This is a genomic window from Parabacteroides sp. An277, from assembly GCF_002159645.1.
Classification (GTDB): Bacteria; Bacteroidota; Bacteroidia; order Bacteroidales; family Tannerellaceae; genus Parabacteroides.
The window spans coordinates 1-25,711 of the sequence record NZ_NFJB01000003.1 but is presented as its reverse complement, the minus strand read 5'-3'; the positions used below and the strand labels follow the sequence as shown (position 1 = coordinate 25,711).

Below are 25,711 nucleotides of genomic sequence, written 5' to 3'. Positions count from 1 at the left end.
GGGCTATTTCTTACGTCTGTCAAATTAATCAGTTTGAAAAACTTACACAGCAGCTTCTTTTACAATTGCTAACTTTCCTCTGTAATAGCCACATTCGCCACACACAGTGTGATAAATATGCCATGCACCACAGTTCGGGCAGATAGCCATCGTGGGAGCTACAGCCTTGTCATGAGTTCTTCTCTTGGCTGTTCTTGTCTTACCTTGTCTTCTTTTAGGATGTGCCATTTTAATTTATTATTTTAATTGTTATCATTCTCTATTAAGCCTTTCAAAGCATCCCATCTCGGGTCTGTAGGCCGTTCCATCTCTTGCGAATCCTCTCCCCCATCCAAGAAGTCATCCTCTTCTTCGTCGGTACTCCGGGCTCGATGCTTTCGCAATTTAGCCGACATTGCTTTGTTGCATTTTCCCGGTGCATGTACATGCTTCATCGGGATAGCCAATGCAATAAATTCGTACAAAAACCACGCCAAGTTCAACTTTCCTTCCTCTTCCGGAATGATGAGTACTTCATCGCTTTCCTCAGCATATTCTTTTCCGAATTTCACCACCAATCGGTTGTCCGTTTCTATAGGCTGCTCCATATCGTCCAAGCATCGGTCGCATGGGACGATTACTACACCTTCCGTATGGAAATCTAGCTCGAACATCATCGAGGTGCGTTTCAACGTCAGATGCACTTGCACCTTCCCTTTTTGCACTTGATCTCCATCGATGTCTGCAAAGAACTTATTCCCTAATGTATAATCGTACGCATACACGCCAGGAGCCAGGTTCTTCAAATCAATACTATATAATTCAAATTTTCCCAAAGCCTATTTGTGTAAAAACTGCGCAAAGGTACGAAAAATCTTAACAGAAAAGCAACATGTACATAGTTATTTTTCCTTATAAAGTACTATTCGCCTCTTTTTTGCCTTAAATCAGGCTTCAAAACAACTTAACTCTATGCGAAAAGTGGTCCCTTTCCCGATTTCTGAGCTTTTGACGAAGATTTTTCCACCATGATAAGACTCGACTATGCGCTTCACAAGCGAAAGTCCCAAACCCCAACCTCGCTTTTTCGTTGTATAACCCGGATTGAAAACGGTCTTGAACTTCGACTTCAAAATGCCTTTGCCCGTATCCGAAACATCTATGCGCACTTTCTTCCCTTTCCTTTCTATCTTAAAGGTGATGAACCCTTGCCCTTCCATAGCATCCACGGCATTCTTACACAAGTTTTCAACGACCCATGCGAAGAGGGCATTGTTCATCAACACCCAAATCGGTTCGTCGGGTGCTTCAACCGTAATCTTTACCTTCGACGAAATGCGCGTCTCCATATAATCCAATGCCTGACGTACGGACTCGCGGATATCGAGCGGTACGGGTTCGGGCGTCGAACCTATCTTCGAAAAGCGGTCGGCTATCGTCTCCAACCGCTTTACGTCTTTCTCCATTTCCGTCAGGATAGAACCGTCTATCTCTTTCAATTTCAAATATTCCAACCAAGCAATAAGCGAAGAGATAGGCGTACCGAGCTGGTGGGCGGTCTCTTTCGAAAGCCCTACCCATACCTTGTTTTGCTCCGCCTTCTTCGTACTGGCCAATGCCAAGAAGGCAATCACTATGAAAACCGCCATCACCGATAGTTGAGCATAAGGATAGACTTGCAATTGCTTCAAGATAGTCGATTCGTCATAATAGAGGTATTGATACGTACCATCCTCTATATCAATCACAATAGGCGGATTCTTATGTTTCAACTCCTGCACCTTTCGCTTCAGAAACTCGTCGGGGTTCTTCTCCGGCAATTCGATGTTCTTATAATTCATCACGCTATCCTGTTCGTTACATAGCAGAACCGGAATCGCGGTATTGCCTTGGATGATTTGAAGAATCAGGTTCATGTTCAAACTGGGGTCCTCACTCGTGAGGACGCGCGTCGCTTCCGCCCACACCTCAATCTTCCGTCTTTCCTCGCGGGCTAAATCCTTTATCAACAAATCGGACACGAAAACCGAGGCGATGGCTATCAGCACCGCTACCACAATAAAAAGATATTTCAAGCGCTCGCGCGCATCGTAAATGCTATTCATCCCTATACATTATTATATATAGCCGGCCAAAAGTCCCTTTCTTGCCGATGAAAAATCCGGAAACATACGAAGATTTCTCCAAATATCGTCGATATTTAGAGAATCTCCCGTTAGCTCCGGAAGTTTCCATGCCTTCGCAAGAAGTTTTCTTTCCCGGCTTTTTTCTTTTTACTTTAACGAATCGCGGACGACTTTTAGTATACTTGAAAAATTTTTCAATGTTTTTTCGCCCTTTGTTTGCTATTTCCCCTTTTTATACCTACCTTTACGCCATTAAAATCAAATTTTAAACTTTTAAAACTATTGGCTATGAAAAAATTTGCAGCCTTTTTTATCGTTAGTCTCTTCATAGGGACAAGTTGTCAATCTGAATCCATTTCAGAAAAAGTGGAACCTATCGAACAAACCGTTTCCATTTCATTTAAAGTGGCTTTAAGGGAAGAAATAACACCTTTCCGCCAAACGCGCAACATGCCTGAAGGCTTGCCATCCGACCCAATCGCCTCTCAAGCGGAAGATAACGAGGAAGATACGGGCGAAACCACCCAACCCACTACGACACTCTCGTGGGTGGAATACGCCTTGTATAGCACCGACGATGAGCTTATTCGCCACATTCGCCAGGAAATCACCCTCACCCCCGACGGTTCTGCCTCTTTTTCGCTGGAAGATGAGCTTACGCCTGGTACTTACAAAGTCTGTTTCTTAGCGCATTCCATCGAGGAGGCCACCTTTTCCGAGGAAAATAACCTCATGACATTCCCCCAAATCAAAGACACCTTCTGGGGAAACGACGAAATTGAAATCAATGCGGGAGATACAAACGCCTCTTTTCCGATTTCCCTTTCCCGTGCCATTGCAGGCATTGAGTTCTCTCCAACGGATGGCGTACCGGCCGAGGTTCATCATTTCAACGTAGAGACCTCCGGATTGTATAATACAATTAACCTATTGGATGGCACATCAACTACGGCCAGTATCGAAATACCTTATAACTACACCTTTATACCAGAAGACAAAGAAGAGGGGAAACGCATCCGGCATCTGATTTACACCTTTGTACCTATACCAGAAGCCGAAGCTAAATCGGCCTTCATCCATACCATAACCTTAAAGGCCATGCCAGAAGATGATATCACCTATCCACCTGTACGCGAAAGAAATATCACAGATGCACCTATCTACCGAAATAAAATCACACGCTATACAGGTACGCTCTATACGGCCGGAGAAGCCAATACCCAATTCATTTTAGACTTAAATACCGATTGGGAAGAAGCAGAAGAGCATCAACTGGATGAAATAGAAGGAATAGAATAAACTATTTGCTTGTTTGAGGTCGCCCCAAAAGGTGACCTCAAACCGCTAAGCGAGCATCTCCAAACGTATGATTATTACTTTAAACCCAATGCAACCATTGGCAAACCACGCGGATACAAGGTACGAGGATAGCCGTCATGATACCCATCAATCCGATAGCCAATCCACTAATAGCCCCTTCTACCGCACCCAGTTGGATAGCAGCTGCCGTCCCTACACCATGCGAAGATGCTCCGAGGGCTAATCCTTTAGCAATCCGGCTTTCGATACCCAATACACGCAATACAGCTGGTCCGACTATGCTTCCGAAAATACCTACGGCTACCACAATCACGGCCGTAAGCGAAGGGATACCTCCATTTTTCTCGGAAATACCCATAGCTATGGGTGTCGTAACCGATTTGGGTTGAAGCGTAGCAATCAACGAAGGGTCGGCACCCATCAGCTTGCCAATGGCTATTACACTCGTAATCCCGACGATTGCCCCTACAAACACGGAGGTCAGAATCGATACCACATTTCCTTTCAAGTATTGCATCTGGGCATATAATACATAACCTAACGCTACCACCGAAGGTCCCAACATGAAATGTACCAAATGACTCCCTTCCTGAAAGGATTCATACGGTATATCCAACCACTCTAAAAGTACAATAATAAAGAAAATAGAGGTGAGCAACGGGTGAAGCAAACTCAGGTGCGTCTTTTTATATAAATAGGTAGCAGCTATGTAGGTACCCACTACCAGCACCAGGTCGAACAATTCAGATTGAATGAGCTGATTCATGGAGTTTCCGATGTTTTTCAAACTTCTGTTGTGTTAATGATACTACGGCAATCACCAAAATCGTACTGACCACACATACCGTCAATATAACCATCCAATAATGGGAAATGACTCCCAGCGAAGTCATCAATCCTACGCCCGCCGGGAGGAAAAACAACCCCATATTGTTCGTCAACAATTGCGATAATTTATCCACTTGCGCAGGTTTTACCACCTTAAACGCTAATGCCACGAAAAGAAGCATCATCCCAATGACGCTTCCCGGAATGAATCCATGCATGCAACTACTGATAAATTCCCCTACGAAATAGAAGAATAAGATGTAGAAAACTTGCCTTAACATACCTTTCTGCCTTTTTATAGGTAAAAACTATTTCTTTTTGTAAAATCGGCACAAAGGTACAACTTGCTTAGAAAGTATGTTCTACAACATAATATAATTAACGTGCATTTAACACTCCGCTCAGGTCATGGCCGAAAGTATCAGCATGTAAATCAACATGCCGATGATGTCGTTCGATATGGTAATAAAGGGTCCCGTAGCTAATGCCGGGTCGATTTTCATCTTGTCGAGCAACAAGGGTACAATCGTACCGAAGATGCTGGCAAACATCACCACGGCAAAGAGGCTGAGCGAGACGGCCGTCGTAATCACCCGGTCGCCCAACATGAAGAAGTTATACACAAACACCACCAAACTAATGATGCTGGCATTGATAATCGATACGATGCTCTCCTTCAATATCTGGGTGAATATATTACCCTCTTTCAACGTATTATTGGCCAAACCCTGCACCACGATAGCCGAAGATTGGATACCCACGTTTCCCCCCGTACCTCCAATCAACGGGATAAAGAGCGCCATCTTGGGGTTGGTGGCGATACCCGTCTCGAATCCTCCGAGAATCACAGAGTTGCTCAATCCGCCTATCATCCCAATCAAAAGCCAGGGAAGGCGGGCGGCGGTTTGCGTGAATACATTATCCGAGGTTTCGACATCTTGCGAGATACCGGATGCCAACTGGTAATCACGCTCGTGTTGTTCGCGGACTTCATCCATGACGTCATCCACACTGATGCGCCCCACCAAGCGTCCGATGCTATCCACCACGGGAAGCGCCACGAGGTCGTACTTCTCGATCGTTTCGGCCACCTCCTCGATGCTATCACTATCATGTACCGCGATGGGGTCTTTCTTCATCACGTGTTTGATTTTCGAGACGGAAGGGTTCGTAATCAACTTCTTAAGCGGAAGGACACCCCGCAGGCGGTCGTCATCGTCTACCACATAGACGTAATAAATCTCGTCCATGTCTTCCGCTTGCTTGCGCATCTCGTCGATACATTTGGGCATACTCCAATTCTCGTTCACCACAATCATCTCGGTACCCATCAAACCGCCGGCGGTATCTTCGTCGTATTTCAACAAATCAACGATATCGCCCGCTTGCTCCACGTCTTCGATATGCGAAAGGATTTCCTCCTGCGTGTCTTCGTCCAATTCGCGCATGAGGTCGACGGCATCGTCGGTATCCATATTATCCACAAATCGCTTGGCAATAAGTTCGTTCGGGAGTTCCTTAAGAAGTTTGTGGCGGTCCTCTTCGTCGAGCTCCATGAGGACGTCGGCCGCCTTATCTCCATCCATCAGGAGGTAAAGGTAAATCGCCTCTTGAAGCGACAAATCCTTGTACAATTCCGCGATATCGGCCGGATATAATTCCTCCAGCAGCTTCTTGGCTTGCACGTCATCCTTCGCTTCGATGATATGCCTCAGGTTCTCAATATATTCTTTCGTCAGTTCAATCATCGTTATTTCGCGGGAGATTCTTCGTTATAATGGTGTTCGTTTATAACCGTAGTTGGTTTCAAATACGCCTCAACTCGTTGGGTCAACCCTATAAAATCTTCTACCGAGAGCTGCTCCGGGCGTTTATTATAAATAGGTAAATCGTAATCGGGATACGCCTGGCCTAAAATCGGTTTGATGGAGTTGCGCAACGTCTTGCGGCGTTGGTTGAACGTCGTCTTGACTACCTGCTTGAAAAGTGCCTCATCGCAGGGGAGATTCGTCCGGTGGTTGCGTGTCATCCGAATCACGGCACTCTTCACCTTGGGAGGCGGGTCGAACACGTTGGCGGGTACCGTGAAAAGATACTCGATATCATACCACGCCTGTAGCAAGACGCTGATGATGCCATACGTTTTGCCTCCGGGCGAAGCCGCCAGCCGTTCGGCCACCTCCTTCTGAATCATGCCCGAACAGCAGGGTACGTGCTCCTTATAGTCCAATACTTTAAAGAATATCTGGCTGGAGATATTATACGGATAATTGCCAATCACGCAAAAACGCTCCTGCCCTTTGAAGAGCGAAGTCAAATCCAACTTCAGGAAATCCGCCGGGATAATCCGCCCTTTCAAATCGGGGAAGTGTTGCTCCAGATAGGAAACCGACTCGGCATCCAGCTCGACGACCTTCACCTCATGCCCCGCCTCGAGGAGGAATTGGGTGAGGACGCCCATCCCCGGCCCTACTTCCAGTACCGGAATATCCTTATAATCCGCGAGCGTGTCTGCAATCCGCTGGGCGATATGCAAATCCTTCAAGAAATGCTGCCCTAATGCTTTTTTTGGTTTAACGAATCTCATTCACTTTTGGGTGTAATGGGTTTATATTAAAATAATATGCTTATCTTTGCCCGTCACAAAAGTACAACAATTTAACGAATATTGCTATTGAATGGATTTAAAAAGCGTTTTGCGGACAAGCATAAAAATAGTTTTGCCACTGGCATTGGGCTGCCTTTTGCTCTGGTTTTTATACCGGAATATGGACATCACCGAGATTTGGAGCGTTATCAAAAACGGTGTGGATTACCGGATTATACTCTTATCGCTGGTATTCGGGCTGGGGGCGAACGTGATGCGCGGATTGCGTTGGGGGTTGCTCATCGAATCGTTGGGCGAAAAGTTTCGGATGCGTAATGCCGTCTATGCGGTATTGGGGAATTATGCGGTAAACCTGGTACTGCCCCGCGTAGGGGAAGTGTGGCGATGCGGGATGGTGACGAAATACGACGGGATTTCCTTTTCGAAACTCTTAGGGACATTGCTCGTCGACCGGGTGAGCGATACCCTCATGGTAGGGCTTATCACCCTCGCCATCGTTATTTTCCATTGGGATTTCTTCCTCGACTTCTTCCATAAGAACCCCGAGTTGATTACAGGCTTCCGCTCGATGTTCAATTCGATATGGATTTACGCTTTTTTGGTCATTTTTATCTTTGGAATTTGGTTCGTATTTACATATTTGAGTAACTTTACGCTGGTGCAAAAGGCGAAAGGGATGCTCCGGAATATCTGGACAGGCATCCGAAGCATCGGGGTGATGCAAAAGAAGGGATTATTCCTGCTCCAAACCGTATTGATTTGGCTGGGGTATTTCCTCTATTTCTACATTACCTTCTTTGCGTTCGGGTTCACCCAAGATTTGGGCATATCGGTAGGATTGATAGCCTTTACGATGAGTAGCATCGCCGTAGCGGTACCCGTACAGGGAGGTATCGGTCCGTGGCATTTCATGGTGATATCCACCTTGGTTTGCTTTGGCGTGAACGAGAATGATGCCGCGGCCTTCGCCTTGGTCGTACATACGATACAAACGGCTTGGACCGCTATATGCGGGTTGTTTGGCGTGGCGGCATTGCCCATAGTAAATAGAAGAAATGAGAAGTGAACCTAAGCAATGTCCGTTCATTTCCATCAAATAAAACAATAAGAAGGATAAAGTTATGTCTGAAGAAATCAAAAAGCTTTCACCGAAAGCAGTATGGGGTTATTTTTATGAGCTAACCCAAATTCCTCGCCCTACGGGGCATATGGAGGGAATAACCCGTTTTATGGTAAACTTTGGAAATGAGTTGGGATTGGAAACGCTCACGGATGGGGCGGGGAATATCCTTATTCGCAAACCTGCCTCGCTGGGCATGGAGGCGCATCGCCCCGTGACGTTGCAAGCTCACTTGGATATGGTCCCGCAGAAGAACGCTTCGGTAAACCACAATTTCCTGACCGATTCCATCGATGCTTACGTAGACGGGGAATGGGTAAAGGCTCGCCAAACCACCTTGGGGGCCGACGATGGCATGGGAGTGGCCTTGGCCATGGCGGTATTGGCCGATAAAGGCTTGAAACATGGCCCGCTGGAAGCCCTCTTTACCATCAACGAAGAGGAGGGCATGGATGGTGCCGTCGGGCTGAAACCGGGGTTCTTGCGGGGGGAAGTCCTGGTGAACCTGGATTCGGAAACGGAAGGTGTGCTCTGCGTCGGGTGTGCGGGCGGCATCGACATGAACATCTCTTTCCAATTCAAAGAGGATACCTACGTACCGGAAGGTGATGTGGCCGTCAAACTCAACCTGACGGGGTTGAAAGGAGGGCACTCCGGTTTGGATATCCACCTCGGCCGGGCGAATGCCAACAAGCTGATGTTCCGCTTCTTGAAGGAGGCGGTGTGCGATTACGGGGCGCGTCTTTCGGCCGTCGAAGGGGGAAACCTTCGCAATGCCATCCCGCGCGAGGCGATGGCCTTGGTTACGATTCCGGGCGATAACGCCGAAGCGCTCTGGGAGTTGGTATCGGATTACCAGGACATGTTCCGCCAGGAGTATGCGGGCGTGGAAGACGGCATCTCGTTTACCGCCGAAATGGCCGAATTGCCCCAGACGTTGATTCCCGAAGAGATTCAAGACGACCTGATTAACGCCATCGAGGGATGCCAAAACGGACCTATCACGATGTTGAACGATTTCCCCGGTACGGTCGAATCCTCTTCGAACCTGGCCATCGTCAAGAGCTCCAACGAGCGGATTGAGATAAAGCTCCTCATCCGTAGCTCGTCTGAAACCCGCAAAGACGCGCTCTGCTCCAGCCTCGAAAGCATCTTCTCGCTGGCGGGTGCGAAGGTGGAAGAGGCAAACGGATACAACGGGTGGCAACCCAACGCGCACTCCCCGCTACTTCAGGTGATGAAGCAAACCTACCTCGACCTCTTCGGACAGGAGGCGAAGGTAGAGGTGATGCACGCCGGGCTGGAATGCGGCATCTTCCAAGGGGCTTATCCTGAAATGGATATGGTATCTATCGGACCGGATTTGCAACATCCGCATTCGCCCGACGAACGCGTGCGCATCGCTTCCGTCGAACGCCTGTGGACGTTCCTCACCACCGCCTTGGAAAGAATCTGAAAGAATGGACAATGGAGAATTTTCCCTGTTCGTAGGGGTGTGTCAAAATGCTATCTGAAAAGCTCCCCTGCCCTTAGGGGAGCTGGCTCGCGTAGCGAGACTGAGGGGTTAAATCTCTCATCATAAGAAACTACCCCTCACCCCCTGCGGGGAGCTCCCCTATCAAAGCAGGGGAGCTTTTCAGTTACTTTCAGATCACATTTTCTTATTTATGACACACCTTCTTTTTTGCAAATATGTGTATTCATCTATTCCTACCCCTTCACCCTATCCAAAAAGGTGAGGGTTTTCCTTTGTTCCATCCCCTTGCCGTATGCCTTGCGGAGCGTCTCGGGCTTCATGCCCCACAGGCGGGCGAAGGTCTGCCATTGCGCGTCGAGGCCCAGTTGCCCGGCTATGTATTGCACCAGCACGCCCTTCTCGGCCAGCGTGAGGCCCACGGGCTGCCAATGCGCGTCTACCAGCCCTTTCCTTTCGAGCCGTTCGCGGAGCCGGCTGGCCTCTTCCGTCGCCAGATAGGGTGGGACGGCCGTTTCTTCCTCCGCCTTCGCCTCTTCGCGCACGTGGATTTCCTCCTGCTTCATGCTGATTTCTTCTTTCGTAATATACTGCGTCACGTTCCCGAATACCGAGCCGACGACCGTATCGATGTGTACCGTTTCCATATCTTTTTTGAGTTTCTGAGGTTACATGTTCCTGCCCATGGCCGTCCCGTGCTGATAGGCGTCGCCTTCCAACGTACCGTGCATCTCGTTGATATATACCCGCATTTGCAACTTCATCTTGAGCTCGTTGTTCTCTTTTTCGAGTTCTTCTATCTTCGCCCCTAATCTGGCGTTTTGCTCTATGAGGTGGCTGATGGTTTCAAGGTACGATTGTTTCAGATGGGCGTCCATGGCTTTTATGTTCTTTTAAATTTCGTGTCAGATTACAAAGGTACGCAACCGAAACCCGTTTGTCAAGCGAAAAACGCATATTTTTTCGTTCTTTTTTCGAAAACAGGCCCTTCCCTTGCGTTATCTTATCATTATCAGTTATTTATAAGGCAATACCCTCGTTCTTCCTTTCCTTACACTTACAATCCTTACAAATGACAATTAGCTTTTTTGAGATAATGCTTTCCCCCGGCTACCCCTAAGAAAAAGAGTTATAATATATATATAATATATATATTATATATATTATATATATATTATAAAATTCTACTCTCTCTTTTTCGCGATGCCATTTCTCCTAAAAATTAATTGTCATTTGTAAGAATTGTAATTGTAAGACCAATCCAATTGACAAGAAGGTGTGTCATAAATAAGAAAATGTGATCTGAAAGTAACTGAAAAGCTCCCCTGTCCTTAGGGGAGCTCCCCGCAGGGGTGAGGGGTAGTTTCTTATGATGAGAGATTTAACCCCTCAGTCTCGCTACGCGAGCCAGCTCCCCTAAGGGCAGGGGAGCTTTTCAGATAGCATTTTGACACAGCTCCTTATCCATTGTCCATTATTAATTGGATTGGCCTAACGGAAGCGGCGTAAAGCAAATTCCAAGCGGAGCGAAAAGAAATCTCGGCTGTTTGAGCGAAGCGAGTTTTTCCGAGATTTCCGCTCCGCGCCGCGAATTTGTAGCCGCTGGAGTGTAAGCCTTGATTTTTTGGTTCTTTTTTCATCAAGGAAAAAGAACAAAGAATTTAACAGAATTTCACTCCTTAGCCACCCCTGTTTTTTGGCAGGTAGGGGAAATGTTTTGTATCTTTGCAACATAGAGTTACACCCGTATCCGCGCGCAAATACAGGCGTAAATTCTTGGAATTCCAATTATAAATGTTTCACCTAAAAAAGTAAAAACAATGGCAATAAAGTATGATTTGATTCAGGGAAAGGATATGAGTGAAGGAGCGGCAGAAGATGCGAAGCTCTGGTATGCACGGGCGGCGGCGGCCGACCACATGACGTTCGACGAACTGTGCGACGACATCGCCGAGTCGTCTACCTGCTCCTCGGCCGACGTGAAGGCGGTGCTCGACCGCATGACGTGGGTCATCGCCAAGAACCTCCAGGCGGGGCGCATCGTCGAGATGGGCGAATTGGGCAACTTCCGCATGACCATCGGTTCGAGCGGCGTCATCAACAAGGAGGATTTCGACGCCTCCCTCATCCGCAAACCCCGCGTGAAGTTCTACGCCGGGAAGCGCATCCAGACGGCCCGCTCGGAAACGAAGTTCGAACGCATCGGGGTAACGGAGGAAGAGACTGGCACGGTGTAAATTACGGGGCACACAGATGACACGGATGCGACAGATGACCACCGATTTTATGAAGGCTACGCGGCATGGACTCATCCGGAAATAAGAAATCTGCGAAAATCGGTCGCATCTGTGTAATGCTGTGCGCCATGCTACCCAACTTCATTTTTAATTTTTAATTCTTAATTGAACCACATGGACAAAAAGAAGGAAATTTGGAAGATTATCATCCAGACGTTGATTACGATTCTCACGTCTATCGGGACGGCATTGGGCGTTACGGCCTGTACGTAATGCGATGGAATCACCTCCGTGCCGCCACGGCCAACAAGACGCCGAGGGCTACCCCCAAGAGGGCGGCAAACAGGACGCGCGCTTCGCTGGGCAACAGAAACGTGATGGTATGCGCCGGCACCCAGAAGAGGGGGATGGTTTTCTGGAAAACGAAATGCCATTGCGCCGACCAGTTGAGCTGCGTCAGGATACGTGCCATCGGGATGGGCGTCAGCAACGCCCGAAGCGAACCGCCACATGCGAGGATGTGCGTATCGGTGATTTTATGAAACGTCATGAAAACAGGGGCAAAGATGCCATTCATCCCGACGGAGATAAAGAAGGCCACGAGCACCTTCGCGGGCGAAAGCGGTCCGGCCATGAGGGTAGTGGCCCCCTGCATCCCGACGTATTCCAGCGCGACGGGTACGCCCTGCGAGAAGATAATCATCGCCAAGTTAATCCCCATGCCGAAAAGCCCCCAGACGACCGCCCGCGGCCAGACGCCGAACCCCTTCCGGTAATAATGGCCCGTGCTGATGCGCAACCCCAAGAGTTCGCCCAACGTCGAGAGAAGGGCAAATTTCAGGAAGCTCATCCACATGCCATGCGCCGCGTTGAGCGATTGGTAACCTTCGTAAAGCGAAGAAGAAAAGAAAAAAGGAGCAAAAAGCGCCACCACGATAACGAGAAAAAGGATATCCGACTTTTTCATGATATTTACCTGTTTAAAATTAGAAATAAAACCATTTTACCCGTGCAAAGATAAGGAATTAATTGACAATTGCCCCTTTTTTTGTATCTTTGCACGAGGAAAAACGAAGATGGTATGCCAGAAACAGAAAAACAATTTGAAGCATTAATTTCCGTATGCCGGGAATTATACATCCAGAAATTGGCGGATTACGGGCCATCGTGGCGCATCATGCGGCCCTCGTCCATTACCGACCAGTTGTTTATAAAAGCCAACCGCATCCGGAGCTTGGAGACGAAGGGGGTGAGCCGCGTGGGCGAAGGCATCCGGCCGGAGTTTATCGCCATCGTGAATTACGGCATCATCGGGCTTATCCAGTTGGCACTCGGATACGCCGATACGACCGACCTCACGAACGAAGAGGCCGTCACGCTCTACGATAAGTATATGACCGAGACGAAAGAGCTCATGTATGCCAAAAACCATGATTACGACGAGGCATGGCGCTCGATGCGCATCAGCTCGTATACCGACTTGATATTGATGAAGCTCTACCGCACCAAGCAAATCGAAGACCACCACGGGCAGACGCTCGTATCGGAGGGCATCGGAGCGAACTATATGGACATGGTGAATTATGCGTTGTTCGGACTCATCAAGCTGGAATATGGGGAGTAGCCTGCTCGCGTGCGTATGCCGCGTGTTGCTGGGCGTGGTATTCCTCTTCTCGGGTACGGCAAAAGCCATCGACCCGGTAGGAGGAGCTATCAAGATGGAGGAATACTTCAACGCGTTCGGTTTCGCGCATTTAGAATGGCTGGCCATGCCCTTTGCCATCAACCTGGCGGCCATCGAGTTCACCTTAGGCACCTGTATGCTGCTGGGCGTTTACCGGCGGTATGCCTCCTTCCTGACGCTCCTGATGATGTGCTTCATGACGCCCCTCACCCTCTACCTGGCCCTCTACAACCCGGTGGCCGATTGCGGATGCTTTGGCGAAGCGCTCGTATTGACCAACTGGGAGACCTTCTATAAGAACATCGTCTTGCTGGCGGCCGCCTTCGTGGCATTCCGCTTCAACCAGCGGGTGCAGGCCGGATATAGCTACAAGGTATATTGGTTTGTGGCGTTATACGCCTATATGTTTTGCGTAGGCTTCTCGCTTCGGAATTATTGGCATCTCCCGATAGTCGATTTCCGCCCTTATAAAGTAGGGGTGAACATCCCGGAGCAAATGACGATACCCGAAGGAGCACCCCAAGATGAATACGAATACCGCTTCATCTATGAGAAAGAGGGAAAGAGGCAGACGTTCACCCTGGATAATGTACCGGCCGAAGATACAACCTGGACCTTTATCCGCACCGAGACGAAGCTCCTCAAGCAGGGGTACGTCCCCCCTATTACCGACTTCCTCCTCCTCACGCCCGAAGGCGAAGACCTGACGGAATCCATCTTGGGCGATACGGCGGGCGTCTTCCTCCTCATCGCCCCCAAGCTCGAAACCGCCCACGAGGAGCGCATCGATGAAATCAACAACATCTATGATTACGCCCAAGAGCAAGGGATGCGCTTCTATGGCGTGACCAGCTCGGAAAGCGAAGCTATCGACCGCTGGATAGATTATACCGGGGCGGAATATCCCTTCCTCTTCGGAGATGAGACGATGCTCAAGACCTTCATCCGCTCCAACCCCGGGTTGGTACTCCTCAAAGGGGGAACTATCTTAGCCAAATGGCATTACAACGATTTGCCCGCCGAAGAAGCATGGCCACAAACCTTCGCGGAGGTGTGGCAAGGAAAAGAGAATGATAAGAAAGAAGCCCGATATATAACCAACCTATTGACTTTTGCCGTACCTTTGCTCCTGGTTTGGGCGTACGACTATCGGACGAACCGTAGGCGGAAAAACAAATCAACATACGAACAAGATAACAATACATAATCATTTAAATAAACAAGAATCATGAGAAAGAACATTGTTGCAGGAAACTGGAAAATGAACACCACCCTGGCCGAAGGATTGGCATTGGCTAAAGGATTGGACGAAGCGTTGAAGAACAAAACGACGAATTGCGATGTCATCATCGGTACGCCCTTCACGCACCTGGCCAGCGTAGCCGCAGCTATCGACACGAACAAAATCGGGGTAGCCGCAGAGAATTGCGCAGACAAGGAAAAGGGTGCCTTCACGGGCGAAGTATCGGCCGCTATGGTCGCTTCTACGGGTGCGAAATATGTCATCTTAGGCCACTCTGAACGCCGCGCGTATTACCACGAAACGCCCGAAATCCTCAAAACAAAGGTGGAATTAGCCCTCGCAAACGGACTTACGCCTATCTTCTGCATCGGCGAAGTATTGGCTGAACGCGAAGCAGGCAAGCACTTCGAAGTGGTAGATGCCCAAATCGAAGGGTCGCTCTTCAACCTCTCGGCCGAAGACTTCAGCAAGATTATCTTGGCTTACGAACCGGTATGGGCTATCGGTACGGGTAAGACCGCTACGGCCGACCAAGCCGAAGAAATCCATGCGCATATCCGCGCTACGCTGGCCGCTAAATACGGACAGGAAATTGCCGATAATTGCACCATCCTTTATGGTGGAAGTTGCAATGGAGGAAACGCGAAAGAACTCTTCGCTAAACCCGATGTAGACGGAGGTTTGATTGGAGGCGCCTCTCTCTCGGTAGAAAAGTTCATGCCGATTATCGAAGCGTTCGATAAATAATAAGGGGCCATTGAGAAGGGACCATTCCCCCTTTTATAAGGGATAATGGATTCATTTATAACTATCAATTTACCCATAATCAACTATAAACAGACAATGGACGTCCGGGCAAATAACTCGTTGCCCTTTTGTCCATTGTCCCTTTTTAATTTACCATTTATGAAGAGATTCCTGGCTATCGGAGCGCTCGTTTGCCTCACCTCGCTGGGTGTGGAAGCTCAAACCAGCGCCGACACGACGGTGCACGTCATCACCATCTTCGACCAACTTGCCAAACCGGACGTAGGCAAGGGCACGGTGCATATCCGCCAATCGGCAGACATCCGCACGATGGTGGGAGCACACAAATACGGGGCGAACGTGGAGCAAGAGGGCGAAGAGACGTACTTGAAGATTCCCGGCTTCCGCGCGCAAGTATTTTCGGGCAATAACCAACGGAAATCCAAAGATGAAGCCTTCCGCAAAGAAAAGGAAATCAAAGAGCTTTTCCCGGAAGTACCTACCTACGTGACCTACAACGCACCCTTCTGGAAGCTGCGCGTGGGCGATTTCCGCTCGCACGAAGAGGCATACCAATTGATGCGCCAGCTCATGGAGGCTTTCCCCGATTATGCCAAAGAGATGTATATCGTAAAAGAAGAAGTAAAAATACCTTTAAACTAAATGATGGAGACGTTACACGAAGAGCAATTGATAGAGAACCGGGATGCGCTTGCTACCCATTACCAAGCAATCATTGATTTGTTAGGCGAAGACGCCTCGCGCGAAGGCTTGCTGAAAACCCCCATGCGCGTGGCCAAAGCGATGCAATACCTCACGAAAGGCTACCGGGAGGACCCCGCGGCCGTCCTCCGTTCGGCGATGTTCGAAGAGGAGGATTACAAGCAGATGGTCATCGTGAAGGACATCGACTTCTTCTCGCTTTGCGAGCACCACATGCTCCCCTTCTTCGGCAAAGCGCACGTGGCGTACATCCCCCGCAAATACATCACCGGATTGAGCAAGATACCCCGCGTGGTAGATATCTTCGCCCGCCGCTTGCAAATACAGGAAAGGCTCACGATGCAAATCAAGGAATGCATCCAAGAGACGTTGAATCCGCTGGGCGTGATGGTGGTCATCGAAGCGCAACACATGTGCATGCAAATGCGTGGCGTAGAGAAGCAAAACTCCCTCACGACGACCTCCGACTTCACCGGATTCTTCCAGCAAGCCAAAACGCGCGAAGAGTTTATGAACCTGATCAAGGGCAACCGATAAACGCCCTCCCCACCCTCTCGACGATAGCCGGAATACACCCTCCGGCTTTTTTTATGCGCTTTATCGAAATAAATAACATAATTTAGCATATAACACCCCATCCTACCATCCACCCTTTAAAAAGGTTTAGCACGATTTTTGCTACTTTCATTTTGCCCCATTACATAGGTTTATTTTTGATAAATTGATACAAACAAGCCTTCTTTAAATAGGGAATTAAGTTAAATACACGAAGCATTGATTCGGAAGCCTATTAATTAAAATATTTATTATCTACATTTTTATGTTATAAAACACATAAATACCCCATTCTATTATTAAATTATAAATGCTATCTTTGCGGTACAGAATGATTGATTGAATAATATAAATGGAAAAAGCAAGGCGAGCTAACCATTTTAAGATGATAATAAGTAACAGTAATAGATAACAGATAAACAAAAGAAGAAAACTTTGGTTAATCAAAGCAATCTTCATGGCTAACATTTTAATTATATAGAGGTATGAGAAAAAGAGCATTACCTGTAGGATATTGCCACAGATATCCTTGGTTCAAACGCTTCCTGCATGCAGTCCCCCTGATAGCAGGAATAAGTTTGGCAAATGCCGCATGGGCGGCCGATGAAGTACCTGGTGTGATTGCAATGGCACAACAACAGGCGGTAGAAATTAGCGGTACAGTAGTTGACCCACATGGAGAACCGTTGATGGGTGTAAACGTAGTAGAGGTAGGGACCACCAATGGAACGATGACCGACATGGACGGCCGGTTCACCCTTTCCGTTCCTTCGAATGCTACCTTACAATTTTCTTATATTGGATATGCTTCGCAAGATGTTCAAGTGAACGGACAACGAACGATAAACATCACCTTGCAAGAAGATTCCCAGAATTTGGATGAATTGGTAGTGGTAGGTTATGGTACGGTTCGTAAGGCGGACTTGGCCGGGTCTGTATCCGTGTTAAGCAGCAAATCTTTTAAAGACCAACCGATTATACAAGTATCGGATGCTTTGCAAGGGCGTGTATCCGGTGTGCAAGTACAAAATAGTGGTGTGCCGGGTGGTACGGTAAAGATTCGTGTGCGTGGTTCGGGTTCTATCAATCGTAGTAACGACCCGTTGTATGTAGTAGATGGTATTGTACGCCAGAGCGGACTGACGGGATTGAACCCTGAAGATATCCAATCCATGCAAGTCTTGAAGGATGCTTCTTCGACGGCTATCTACGGTTCACGTGGTGCGAATGGTGTCGTATTGATTACGACCAAGACCGGTAAAGCCAATACCCGCCAAATCACATTTGACGCGCAAATCGGAATCGGTACGGTAGCAAAACGTTATGAGACATTGAATGCATACGAATTTGCCAACCTATATAATACGTACCGCCCGAATACATTCTCTTCAGATCAATTGACAGCCTTCCAAAATGGTACGGCCGGTACAGATTGGCAAGATGAAATCTACCAGACAGGCGTTACGCAAGACTACAAACTCTCTTTATCGAGCGGTAATGAAAAGACACAGTACTTGTTCTCAGCCAATTATGCAGGGCAAGAGGGTGTGGTTATTGAAAATAGCAACAAACGCTATCAAGGACGCTTGAACTTGACTTCCCAATTGACCAAATGGTTGCATTTAACCGCTGATGTAAGTGCTTCTCATAATGTGCGGAGGAGTGGTAATTTCGCAGCTGGCAAGGAAAATATCGTGAACATTGCGGTGAACTATTCGCCTGTTTTGGACATCATGAATGCAGACGGTTCGTATGTAAAAGACCCATATAGCGCTATCACGCAAGATAATCCTGTCGGTATCTTGAAGGAACAAACGGGTGAAACAATCACAGATATCGTTAATGCGCACGTGGATTTGAAATTCGATATCCTACCCGGCTTGACCTTTACAACCAGCAATGGTGTGGATTATAACGATGCCAAAGGTTATTCATTTGCTTCAACAAAGGTAACGGCACATAGCAGCATGGGAAACAATGATGCTTACCGCATGACGCTCCAGACTACCAACAATTTGACTTACATGGGTAAATGGAACGAACATTCGTTGACGGCTACGGCAGTATACGAGGCAACCCAGTCCGAATATCGTTATATGTCCATCAATGGTACAGACTTACTGACCGAGGGTGTAGGTTGGTGGAATGTAAACATGGCTTCTACCCGTACTTCCAGCAACTCCTATTCGAAATGGGCGTTGGTATCAGGTGTAGCCCGCGTGATGTATAACTATGCCGACCGTTATATGCTGACGGGTACGTTCCGTGCCGATGGTTCTTCGAAGTTCGACCAAAACAAGTGGGGATACTTCCCATCTATCGCAGCAGCTTGGTCATTAGGAAATGAACCATTTATGCAAGACCAAAAGATATTCCAGGATTTGAAGATTCGTGCTAGCTATGGTTTGATTGGTAGTGAAGCCATTGACCCATACGGGACGTTAGGTCTGATGGCACAAGCCATGTATGCATTTGGTGGCACGTCGCAATATACAGGTTATTGGATTGGACAAAGCGCAGCTACGCCCGATTTAAGTTGGGAAACGACGCACCAGTTGGATATCGGTGTAGACTTCGCGATGTTGGATCATCGCCTGCGCGTATCGTTGGATTACTTCGATAAACGTACGAAAGATGGTTTGTTGCAACGCACGATACCGAATTATGATGGCGGTGGTTCTTATTGGGTGAACGCTGCTGAAGTAAGCAACCGTGGTATCGACTTCTCGATTGATGCCACCATCTTTGATAACAAAGACTTCGGATGGACTACAACCTTTACAGGTACTTACTTGAAAAATGAAGTAAAAGACTTGAGCGGATTGGAATTCATCCCAGGTACGAACTTTGCTTCCGGATTAGGCACTACGACAGACGGTATGAACCGCATCGAAGTAGGGCAGCCAATCGGTGCCTTCTATGGTTATGTATGGCAAGGCTTGGATGCCAATGGTAATGATATCTATTGGGATAAGAATCAAGATGGTTTGATAGACAGTAACGATAGAGATTTCATTGGCAAATCAACACCGGACTTTACTTTCGGATGGAACAACTCGTTACATTGGAAGAATTGGGAACTGAATGCCTTCTTTACGGCTTCCTTCGGTGCTGACCGCTTAAATATGGTACGTTTCACTGGTACAGCCATGACGGGCGACTTCGCTTTCATTACGTTGAAAGAAGGATTGGACGAGAACTTCTCGACGGTAGGACAAAGTGGTACCTACGTCCCGGTAACACAAACAGGAAACAACTACCAGCCTGGTTCTACGAAGTATTTGGAAAAGGCGAACTATTTCCGTTTGGACAACCTCAGTTTGTCTTATAATCTACCAAAACGAATTACCAAGTTTGCAGACTTGCGTTTGACGTTCAGTTGCCAGAACCTCTTTACGATCTCTGGATATAAAGGCATGGATCCGGCAGGTATTTCATTCGTAGGCAGTGGCAGTGTCGATGTGAACGACGGTATCGATTTGGGTGCTTATCCGTTAACTCGTACTTATACAATTGGTGTGCGTATGAATTTCTAATCATTAAAAAAGAACATTATTATGAAAGTAAAATATATTATATGTGCATTAGCTGCCGCCTTGCTTTCGACTTCATGCAATGACTTTTTGCAGGAAGACCCGAAAGGGCAGCTGACTCCGGGTACCTTCTTCTCTACCCAAGATGAATTGGATATGGCGACCTATGCGTTGTACCGCAAAGTATGCGAAACGCAGACCAACACCAACCCGACGATTCCCGCTTGGCAGGGAGATGATATTACAGCCAACCCGGGTAGTAACAAACAAGCGTATGCCGAAGTAGACGGTTTCCGCCCTGCTAATAACAACAAAGGTGTGGAAGCGGTTTGGCAAGTAGCTTATGCAGCTATCAAGGCTTCGAATTATATCGTATTGAATGCGAATAGAACGCCAACCACCGAAGAGGAAATCAATATCGCTGTTGGACAGGCAAAATATTGGCGTGCATTCAATTACTTCCGTCTGGTACGTTGCTTCGGTCCGGTGCCATTGGTATTGGATAATGAAGTTGACTATGAACGTACTCCGGCAACAGTTGAAGAAGTATACGCGCAGATTGTACAAGATTTGCAAGATTGCGTGAATACATTGCCTACGAGCTATTCCACGGAACCTCGTTTCTTAAATGGCGTGAATGTATATATCACGAAACAGGCAGCTCAAGCTACCTTGGGAGCTGTGTATATGGCGATGGCGGGTTGGCCATTGAACCAAACACAACTTTACGCAGACGCGGCTACTCAGTTGAAAGCGGTCATCGACGGAGTAAACAATGGCCAGTATGAATACATGTTGGAACCGGAATATAAACATGTCTATGCGCCGAGCCATAATTATTCGAACGAAACCGTAGTCGGCATCAATTACTCTGGTTCTTTCGCTTGGGTGGAAGACTCACAGATGACACTGAGCCACTTGTATGAATCGCTCGGTGGCTGGGGCGACGGTTGGGGAGAAATCAAGTTCTGGAAAGAATTCCCCGAAGGACCTCGTAAAGACGCGACTTACAATCCGCAGATTTTGGAAAACAACGGACGTAACGGCGAGACGAATTTGCTCGACTGGTGGGACGAAAGTTTCACAGAACAACACCCGATGTTCTGCATCTTTACCGTAGGTGAAGGCGATACGGACTACGATTATACGAAACCATCGAATATCACCTTGATGACCAACGGGCACCGTCACCGCATGATTCGTTACTCGGAAGTGCTCTTGTGGTATGCCGAATCGCAAGCCCGTGCCGACGGTACCCCGAATGCACAAGCCTACGAATGCTTGAACCAAGTGCGTGAACGTGCCGGTGAAGAACCTGTTTCCGGTCTGAGCGCCGACGCCTTTATCAACTTGGCCGTACAGGAACACGGTTGGGAAGTTGCTGGTTACTGGGTAGCTATGGTCACACGCCGCGACGACCAAATGCGTTTGAACTTATTGGAACAGGCATTTAATGAACGTAAAGCCAATACGCCGGTAGAAGTGGCTCCGGGCGTAACGCGTCAGGAAACGATATTGATTGATGCAAGCCAGACTTGGAATGGCGAGTCTTCTGTTTACTTGCCATATCCGGCAACAGATGCAGAAATAAATACGAACCTGACGAGATAAATCTCCTACTCCACCCTTGGAAGCATTACCAAGGGTGTCTTGGAAGCATTACCAAGGGAGAGATTCCCTCAACTCGAAGGGACATGTTCCCTAAGGGTTGAGGGAAACCTTCCCTAAGCTCGTAGGGAAACCTTCCCTAAAAGAATGAAAGTACTTAGTCAATTAAACAAAAATAGACCATGAAAGCTAAAATCATTTGGCCCCTTTTAGTGGCGATGGCCATGCCTGCGTGGGGGCAGCAGGTAGAAATGAAGTCCGCCACCGAAAAGATTCATACCTATGAAATCGGGAATCCCGAAATCGACCCGATTTTCTTCACCGGGCGCGTCTATCAAGGCGCCGAAGGGTATATTTATCCCTATCCATTGTATGATGTTTTAACGGAAAAGCAGGTGGAGAAGGACTATAATGTATTAAATCTAAAGAATGAATATGTGGATATCTCGGTTTTGCCGGAAATTGGAGGGCGCATCTTCGCCGCTACCGATAAGACCAATGGATATCATTTCTTTTACACCCAAACAGGTGTGAAGCCGGCATTGATTGGTATGCTGGGTGCCTGGCTTTCGGGCGGTGTGGAATGGAATATCCCGGACCATCATCGCGCCACGACCTACTTGCCAACCAATTGGAAAATGCAAGAGAACACCGATGGTAGCAAGACGATTTGGGTGGGCGAGACAGAGTTGCGCCATCGCCTGAAATGGTCGGTCGGCGTATCGGTCTATCCCAACCGTTCGTGGGTAGAGGCGAAGATTATGGTATCGAACCCGACGCCGATGATTCAATCCATGCTCTATTGGGCGAACGTGTCGGTTCATTGCGATGAGCATTACCAGGTGATATTCCCACCCGATGTACAGTTTGGTGCAGACCATAGCAAGGTGTACTTCACGCGCTGGCCAATGGGCGAAGCAGTGCTGGGAAGCGGACAAGAGGCAGACCTTTCCCGCTGGGCGAACTACACAGGCGATTCGCGCTCGATCTTCGCTTGGGGAAGCGAGATGGAGTTCCTGGCCGGATACGATTACGCGAAGGATGCCGGGACGGTGCATGTGGCCAACCGCCATGTGGTGCCGGGCAAGAAGTTCTTCCTCTGGGGGAACAACCCGAGCGGACACATGTGGAACAAGATTCTCTCCGACAAGGACGGACATTACCTCGAACTGATGGTAGGTGCCTATTCGGATAACCAGCCGGACTATAGCTGGATTAATCCGGGTGAAATCCGCGAGTTCAGCCAGATATGGTATCCGATTAAAGGTATCAAAGGATGCAAAAACGCCACAATGGATGCAGCGGTAAACTTCGAGCCGACCGAAGGAGGAAAGTATCGCGTAGGTTTCTGCGCCACAACCCGCTACGAAGGTGCCAAAGTATTGGTAAAGCATGGAGACCAAGTATTGATGGAAAAGAACATCACGATTGATCCCGACCGTTACTTCCTGGAAGAGGTCTCTGTACCTTCTGGCGTAAAGCCCTCAGACCTATATGTATCCTTGAGCGATGCCGAAGGGAATGTATTGGTAGATTATCGCCCGATAGAACTGGATGAGAACAAACCGTTACCGAAGGTCATCGACGGAACGAAGCCGGTAGACGAATACAAGACCAACGAAGAGCTCTATCTGGCAGGCCTGCGTGTAGACCAGTTCAACAACGCCCGCTTGGATTACATGGATTTCTATAACGAAGCCTTGCGCCGCGATTCGATGGACGCACGGGTGAATATCGAAGTGGGCAAACATTACTTGCGCCAAGGCAAATGGGAAAAGGCGGAAGAACATCTGCTCAAAGCACAAGCCCGCCTCTCGCACGATTATACCCGTGTGAAGGATGCCGAAGCGCTCTATTATTTAGGATACTTATACCAACTGACGGGTGATTACCATCAGGCGGAAAACAACTATTGGGCAGCTACTTGGACGCCTGATTACAAACATCCCGCCTTCTATGGCCTGGCCGTGTTGGCGCTCTTGCAAAACGATTATGCAAAAGCCTTGGATATGATTACCCAATCGCTCTATGTAGGGCAACGCGATATCCAGGCACAGAGCCTCAAAGCCTATATTCTCCGGAAAATGGGTAAGACAGAAGAGGCACAAGAGGTGATTGCCTATATCCGCGAGATTGACCCGCTGGATTACTGGAGTAGCATTGAAGAGAGCTTCTTGAAGAAAGGCAATGCTTCGGCTTTGCAAACCCGCTTGAAAGGGCAAACCGAGGGATTAGTAGCTGTGCAAGAGATGCTCGAAGTGGCCAACAACTACTTGAACATCGGAGCCTACGGCGATGCCCTCACCCTGCTGGACGAAGCTATCCAATTGGGCGAGCCCTTCGCCTCCGCACCGCTTACCTATTATTATAAAGCGTATGCTTTACTGAAACAGGGCGACAAGCGTACGGCGGATGCTTGTTTGGCTCAGGCCGATAAGCTTTCCCCGCTGCATGTCTATCCGTTGCGCTTGGAGGATGTGAACCTCTTCGACACCGTGCTGAAGGAACAACCCAACAGCGCATATGGCCATTATTATTATGGCAACCTGCTGTATTACATCGGACAGAAGGAACAGGCACTGGCAGAATGGCTGAAGTCTACGGAACTAAAACCGGACTTCTCCATCTCGCTCCGCAACGTAGGTTTCGCGTATGGGCAACAAGCCAACTGGGACTTGGCAATGAAGTATTACGACTTGGCCATTCAAGCAAACCCCGACGATGCGCTGCTCTTTACTGAGTCGGATAAGATTTACGAATCGGCCAACGCGGCATTGGATGTCCGCTTGAAACGGTTGGAATCGCACCTGAAGACGGTCATGAAGCACGATGATGCGGTGATGCGTCTCCTCTCGCTCTACAATGCGACCGGCAAGTACGATAAGGCCATCGACATCATGAAAGATCGTCACTTCCACCTTTGGGAAGGCGGCGGACAAATTCATGATATTTATGTCGATTCGCACATGCTCAAGGGTTTGGCTTTGTTGGACAAGAAACAGTACAAAGAGGCTATCCAGGAATTCGACTTGGCGAACCAATATCCTGCCAACCTCGAAGTGGCTCCTTCCTACCGGGGCGGTAGCGAGGTGAAGGCTTATTACCTGACAGGCATCGCCTATGAAGGTTTGAACCAACCGGAACAAGCGAAAGCGTTCTTCCAAAAGGCGGCCGACGCCAAATACCCGCGCGGCCTCTCCGATTTGGCTTACTATCGCGTAAAAGCCTTGCAGAAGTTGGGCAAGACCGCAGAGGCCAATGCTGCATTGCAGGATATGGAAACCTTCTTGGAACGCACACGGACGGCACTCGATTCGTATGCTAAATTTGGCGAAGCGAACCAAAACGTCCGCGAGAGCAACATCGCTTTCTATGCCGGATTGATTCATCTCTTGCAACAAGATGAAAAGGCTGCACAAGCTGATTTCGCCAAGGCATTAGAATTGTATCCGGGTAATATCTGGGCAGAGAAGACGAGGTAAATGAAATGAAGCCTCCAACAGGAAGCATAAGGAATCGGGACGCTGCTCCCGGTTCCTTATTTTTTTACTTTGCCTCAGAAGCCATCCAAACAAACCTTAACATTTGCGTCGATACCAGACGTAGTACTACGTTCGATGCAGACGTAACGCTACGTTGGGTCACCACATAGTACTACGTCACCTCCGAACGTAGGCCTACGTTCGATACCGACGGAAGGTGCCGAGGCTAACCATGTGGCGGTGCTGAGGCTAACCGTCCTATGGTTCTAATAGGCAACTAAAAGCCCCTTCTCGGCCGAAACCGAAAAGAGGCTCTTAAAAGTTTTACGCTCCGTTCTTCCCAGAAGGGAGCGCCTTGAATAGAATTTTCTAATATTAATACTAACGTATTTCTTTGGCTGCGGCGACTCTCGCGAGGGGCACTGAGCAGCTTATTAACTATTT

Annotated in this window: 23 protein-coding genes; 13 read left to right on the top strand and 10 right to left on the bottom strand. The window is 48.2% G+C overall.

The annotated features are described in order from the left end of the window. Positions 1-42: 42 nt before the first annotated feature. The 3 genes from rpmF to B5F77_RS01870 form a co-directional block, all read right to left on the bottom strand. A complete protein-coding gene (gene rpmF, locus B5F77_RS01880) occupies positions 43-228 on the bottom strand; it encodes a 50S ribosomal protein L32 (RefSeq protein ID WP_009859681.1) in 186 nt (61 codons plus the stop codon). Positions 229-242: 14 nt separating this feature from the next. Beyond that, a complete protein-coding gene (locus tag B5F77_RS01875) occupies positions 243-815 on the bottom strand; it encodes a DUF177 domain-containing protein (protein ID WP_087326829.1) in 573 nt (190 codons plus the stop codon). A 111-nt stretch (positions 816-926) separates the two neighbouring features. Next, positions 927-2,084 carry a HAMP domain-containing sensor histidine kinase gene (locus B5F77_RS01870; protein ID WP_087326826.1) on the bottom strand — a complete coding sequence of 386 codons (1,158 nt, stop codon included), beginning with the start codon at positions 2,082-2,084 and terminating at the stop codon, positions 927-929. A 309-nt stretch (positions 2,085-2,393) separates the two neighbouring features. Between B5F77_RS01870 and B5F77_RS01860 the strand changes: the two genes are divergently transcribed. Further along, entirely contained in the window at positions 2,394-3,404 is a 1,011-nt protein-coding gene (locus B5F77_RS01860) for a hypothetical protein (RefSeq protein ID WP_087326820.1), read from the top strand. Between the two features lie 79 nt (positions 3,405-3,483). Here B5F77_RS01860 and B5F77_RS01855 read toward each other — a convergent pair whose 3' ends face one another. From B5F77_RS01855 to rsmA, 4 genes are all read right to left on the bottom strand, one after another. Further along, positions 3,484-4,191, bottom strand: coding sequence for an LrgB family protein (locus tag B5F77_RS01855; protein WP_087326818.1), 708 nt, complete (start codon positions 4,189-4,191; stop codon positions 3,484-3,486). Continuing rightward, positions 4,169-4,534: a CidA/LrgA family protein gene (locus tag B5F77_RS01850; RefSeq protein ID WP_087326815.1), complete on the bottom strand. Its 366-nt coding sequence runs from the start codon at positions 4,532-4,534 to the stop codon at positions 4,169-4,171. Before B5F77_RS01850 ends, B5F77_RS01855 begins: the two co-directional genes overlap by 23 nt. A gap of 120 nt (positions 4,535-4,654) precedes the next feature. After that, positions 4,655-6,001, bottom strand: a complete 1,347-nt coding sequence (mgtE, locus tag B5F77_RS01845) for a magnesium transporter (RefSeq protein ID WP_087326812.1) — start codon at positions 5,999-6,001, stop codon at positions 4,655-4,657. Between the two features lie 2 nt (positions 6,002-6,003). Then, a complete protein-coding gene (gene rsmA, locus B5F77_RS01840; protein ID WP_087326809.1) occupies positions 6,004-6,840 on the bottom strand; it encodes a 16S rRNA (adenine(1518)-N(6)/adenine(1519)-N(6))-dimethyltransferase RsmA in 837 nt (278 codons plus the stop codon). A gap of 91 nt (positions 6,841-6,931) precedes the next feature. Between rsmA and B5F77_RS01835 the strand changes: the two genes are divergently transcribed. Together B5F77_RS01835 and B5F77_RS01830 are read left to right on the top strand one after the other, a co-directional pair. Beyond that, positions 6,932-7,927: a lysylphosphatidylglycerol synthase transmembrane domain-containing protein gene (locus tag B5F77_RS01835; protein ID WP_087326806.1), complete on the top strand. Its 996-nt coding sequence runs from the start codon at positions 6,932-6,934 to the stop codon at positions 7,925-7,927. A gap of 55 nt (positions 7,928-7,982) precedes the next feature. Then, positions 7,983-9,437 carry an aminoacyl-histidine dipeptidase gene (locus tag B5F77_RS01830; protein WP_087326804.1) on the top strand — a complete coding sequence of 485 codons (1,455 nt, stop codon included), beginning with the start codon at positions 7,983-7,985 and terminating at the stop codon, positions 9,435-9,437. Positions 9,438-9,691: 254 nt separating this feature from the next. Here B5F77_RS01830 and B5F77_RS01825 read toward each other — a convergent pair whose 3' ends face one another. Both B5F77_RS01825 and B5F77_RS01820 read right to left on the bottom strand, forming a co-directional pair. Continuing rightward, positions 9,692-10,102 (bottom strand): hypothetical protein, encoded by a 411-nt coding sequence (locus B5F77_RS01825; protein WP_087326801.1) that lies wholly within the window; start codon positions 10,100-10,102, stop codon positions 9,692-9,694. 21 nt (positions 10,103-10,123) lie between these two features. Then, the gene (locus B5F77_RS01820; RefSeq protein WP_087326799.1) at positions 10,124-10,333 is read right to left on the bottom strand and encodes a hypothetical protein; all 210 of its coding nucleotides are present in this window, start codon (positions 10,331-10,333) and stop codon (positions 10,124-10,126) included. 942 nt (positions 10,334-11,275) lie between these two features. Between B5F77_RS01820 and B5F77_RS01810 the strand changes: the two genes are divergently transcribed. Continuing rightward, a complete protein-coding gene (locus tag B5F77_RS01810; protein WP_087326793.1) occupies positions 11,276-11,692 on the top strand; it encodes an HU family DNA-binding protein in 417 nt (138 codons plus the stop codon). A gap of 174 nt (positions 11,693-11,866) precedes the next feature. After that, positions 11,867-11,965: a smalltalk protein gene (locus tag B5F77_RS15660; RefSeq protein WP_162607938.1), complete on the top strand. Its 99-nt coding sequence runs from the start codon at positions 11,867-11,869 to the stop codon at positions 11,963-11,965. 10 nt (positions 11,966-11,975) lie between these two features. Here B5F77_RS15660 and B5F77_RS01805 read toward each other — a convergent pair whose 3' ends face one another. After that, complete coding sequence (locus tag B5F77_RS01805; RefSeq protein ID WP_087326790.1) at positions 11,976-12,659, bottom strand: hypothetical protein; 684 nt, start codon at positions 12,657-12,659, stop codon at positions 11,976-11,978. A 114-nt stretch (positions 12,660-12,773) separates the two neighbouring features. Here B5F77_RS01805 and B5F77_RS01800 point away from each other — a divergent pair, with 114 nt between their 5' ends. The 8 genes from B5F77_RS01800 (at position 12,774) to B5F77_RS01760 (ending at position 25,267) form a co-directional block, all read left to right on the top strand. After that, complete coding sequence (locus B5F77_RS01800; RefSeq protein WP_087326788.1) at positions 12,774-13,316, top strand: DUF1599 domain-containing protein; 543 nt, start codon at positions 12,774-12,776, stop codon at positions 13,314-13,316. Continuing rightward, positions 13,306-14,583, top strand: a complete 1,278-nt coding sequence (locus tag B5F77_RS01795) for a BT_3928 family protein (protein ID WP_087326786.1) — start codon at positions 13,306-13,308, stop codon at positions 14,581-14,583. Before B5F77_RS01800 ends, B5F77_RS01795 begins: the two co-directional genes overlap by 11 nt. Before the next feature lie 21 nt (positions 14,584-14,604). Continuing rightward, positions 14,605-15,366, top strand: coding sequence for a triose-phosphate isomerase (gene tpiA, locus B5F77_RS01790; RefSeq protein WP_087326784.1), 762 nt, complete (start codon positions 14,605-14,607; stop codon positions 15,364-15,366). Positions 15,367-15,525: 159 nt separating this feature from the next. Further along, a complete protein-coding gene (locus tag B5F77_RS01785; RefSeq protein WP_140392792.1) occupies positions 15,526-16,029 on the top strand; it encodes an SPOR domain-containing protein in 504 nt (167 codons plus the stop codon). Continuing rightward, positions 16,030-16,626 (top strand): GTP cyclohydrolase I FolE, encoded by a 597-nt coding sequence (gene folE / locus B5F77_RS01780; RefSeq protein ID WP_087326779.1) that lies wholly within the window; start codon positions 16,030-16,032, stop codon positions 16,624-16,626. Between the two features lie 503 nt (positions 16,627-17,129). Then, the gene (locus B5F77_RS01770) at positions 17,130-20,180 is read left to right on the top strand and encodes a TonB-dependent receptor (protein ID WP_087326772.1); all 3,051 of its coding nucleotides are present in this window, start codon (positions 17,130-17,132) and stop codon (positions 20,178-20,180) included. Positions 20,181-20,201: 21 nt separating this feature from the next. Then, the gene (locus B5F77_RS01765) at positions 20,202-21,788 is read left to right on the top strand and encodes a RagB/SusD family nutrient uptake outer membrane protein (protein WP_087326770.1); all 1,587 of its coding nucleotides are present in this window, start codon (positions 20,202-20,204) and stop codon (positions 21,786-21,788) included. A gap of 179 nt (positions 21,789-21,967) precedes the next feature. Further along, positions 21,968-25,267 (top strand): DUF5107 domain-containing protein, encoded by a 3,300-nt coding sequence (locus tag B5F77_RS01760; protein WP_087326767.1) that lies wholly within the window; start codon positions 21,968-21,970, stop codon positions 25,265-25,267. Positions 25,268-25,711 lie beyond the last annotated feature (444 nt).

Bases quoted from the DNA above. Each gene is read 5' to 3' on its own strand.
- rpmF (WP_009859681.1), bottom strand. From the start codon at position 228: ATGGCACATCCTAAAAGAAGACAAGGTAAGACAAGAACAGCCAAGAGA.
- B5F77_RS01870 (WP_087326826.1), bottom strand. From the start codon at position 2,084: ATGAATAGCATTTACGATGCGCGCGAGCGCTTGAAATATCTTTTTATT.
- B5F77_RS01860 (WP_087326820.1), top strand. From the start codon at position 2,394: ATGAAAAAATTTGCAGCCTTTTTTATCGTTAGTCTCTTCATAGGGACA.
- B5F77_RS01855 (WP_087326818.1), bottom strand. From the start codon at position 4,191: ATGAATCAGCTCATTCAATCTGAATTGTTCGACCTGGTGCTGGTAGTG.
- B5F77_RS01850 (WP_087326815.1), bottom strand. From the start codon at position 4,534: ATGTTAAGGCAAGTTTTCTACATCTTATTCTTCTATTTCGTAGGGGAA.
- mgtE (WP_087326812.1), bottom strand. From the start codon at position 6,001: ATGATTGAACTGACGAAAGAATATATTGAGAACCTGAGGCATATCATC.
- rsmA (WP_087326809.1), bottom strand. From the start codon at position 6,840: ATGAGATTCGTTAAACCAAAAAAAGCATTAGGGCAGCATTTCTTGAAG.
- B5F77_RS01835 (WP_087326806.1), top strand. From the start codon at position 6,932: ATGGATTTAAAAAGCGTTTTGCGGACAAGCATAAAAATAGTTTTGCCA.
- B5F77_RS01830 (WP_087326804.1), top strand. From the start codon at position 7,983: ATGTCTGAAGAAATCAAAAAGCTTTCACCGAAAGCAGTATGGGGTTAT.
- B5F77_RS01825 (WP_087326801.1), bottom strand. From the start codon at position 10,102: ATGGAAACGGTACACATCGATACGGTCGTCGGCTCGGTATTCGGGAAC.
- B5F77_RS01820 (WP_087326799.1), bottom strand. From the start codon at position 10,333: ATGGACGCCCATCTGAAACAATCGTACCTTGAAACCATCAGCCACCTC.
- B5F77_RS01810 (WP_087326793.1), top strand. From the start codon at position 11,276: ATGGCAATAAAGTATGATTTGATTCAGGGAAAGGATATGAGTGAAGGA.
- B5F77_RS15660 (WP_162607938.1), top strand. From the start codon at position 11,867: ATGGACAAAAAGAAGGAAATTTGGAAGATTATCATCCAGACGTTGATT.
- B5F77_RS01805 (WP_087326790.1), bottom strand. From the start codon at position 12,659: ATGAAAAAGTCGGATATCCTTTTTCTCGTTATCGTGGTGGCGCTTTTT.
- B5F77_RS01800 (WP_087326788.1), top strand. From the start codon at position 12,774: ATGCCAGAAACAGAAAAACAATTTGAAGCATTAATTTCCGTATGCCGG.
- B5F77_RS01795 (WP_087326786.1), top strand. From the start codon at position 13,306: ATGGGGAGTAGCCTGCTCGCGTGCGTATGCCGCGTGTTGCTGGGCGTG.
- tpiA (WP_087326784.1), top strand. From the start codon at position 14,605: ATGAGAAAGAACATTGTTGCAGGAAACTGGAAAATGAACACCACCCTG.
- B5F77_RS01785 (WP_140392792.1), top strand. From the start codon at position 15,526: ATGAAGAGATTCCTGGCTATCGGAGCGCTCGTTTGCCTCACCTCGCTG.
- folE (WP_087326779.1), top strand. From the start codon at position 16,030: ATGATGGAGACGTTACACGAAGAGCAATTGATAGAGAACCGGGATGCG.
- B5F77_RS01770 (WP_087326772.1), top strand. From the start codon at position 17,130: ATGAGAAAAAGAGCATTACCTGTAGGATATTGCCACAGATATCCTTGG.
- B5F77_RS01765 (WP_087326770.1), top strand. From the start codon at position 20,202: ATGAAAGTAAAATATATTATATGTGCATTAGCTGCCGCCTTGCTTTCG.
- B5F77_RS01760 (WP_087326767.1), top strand. From the start codon at position 21,968: ATGAAAGCTAAAATCATTTGGCCCCTTTTAGTGGCGATGGCCATGCCT.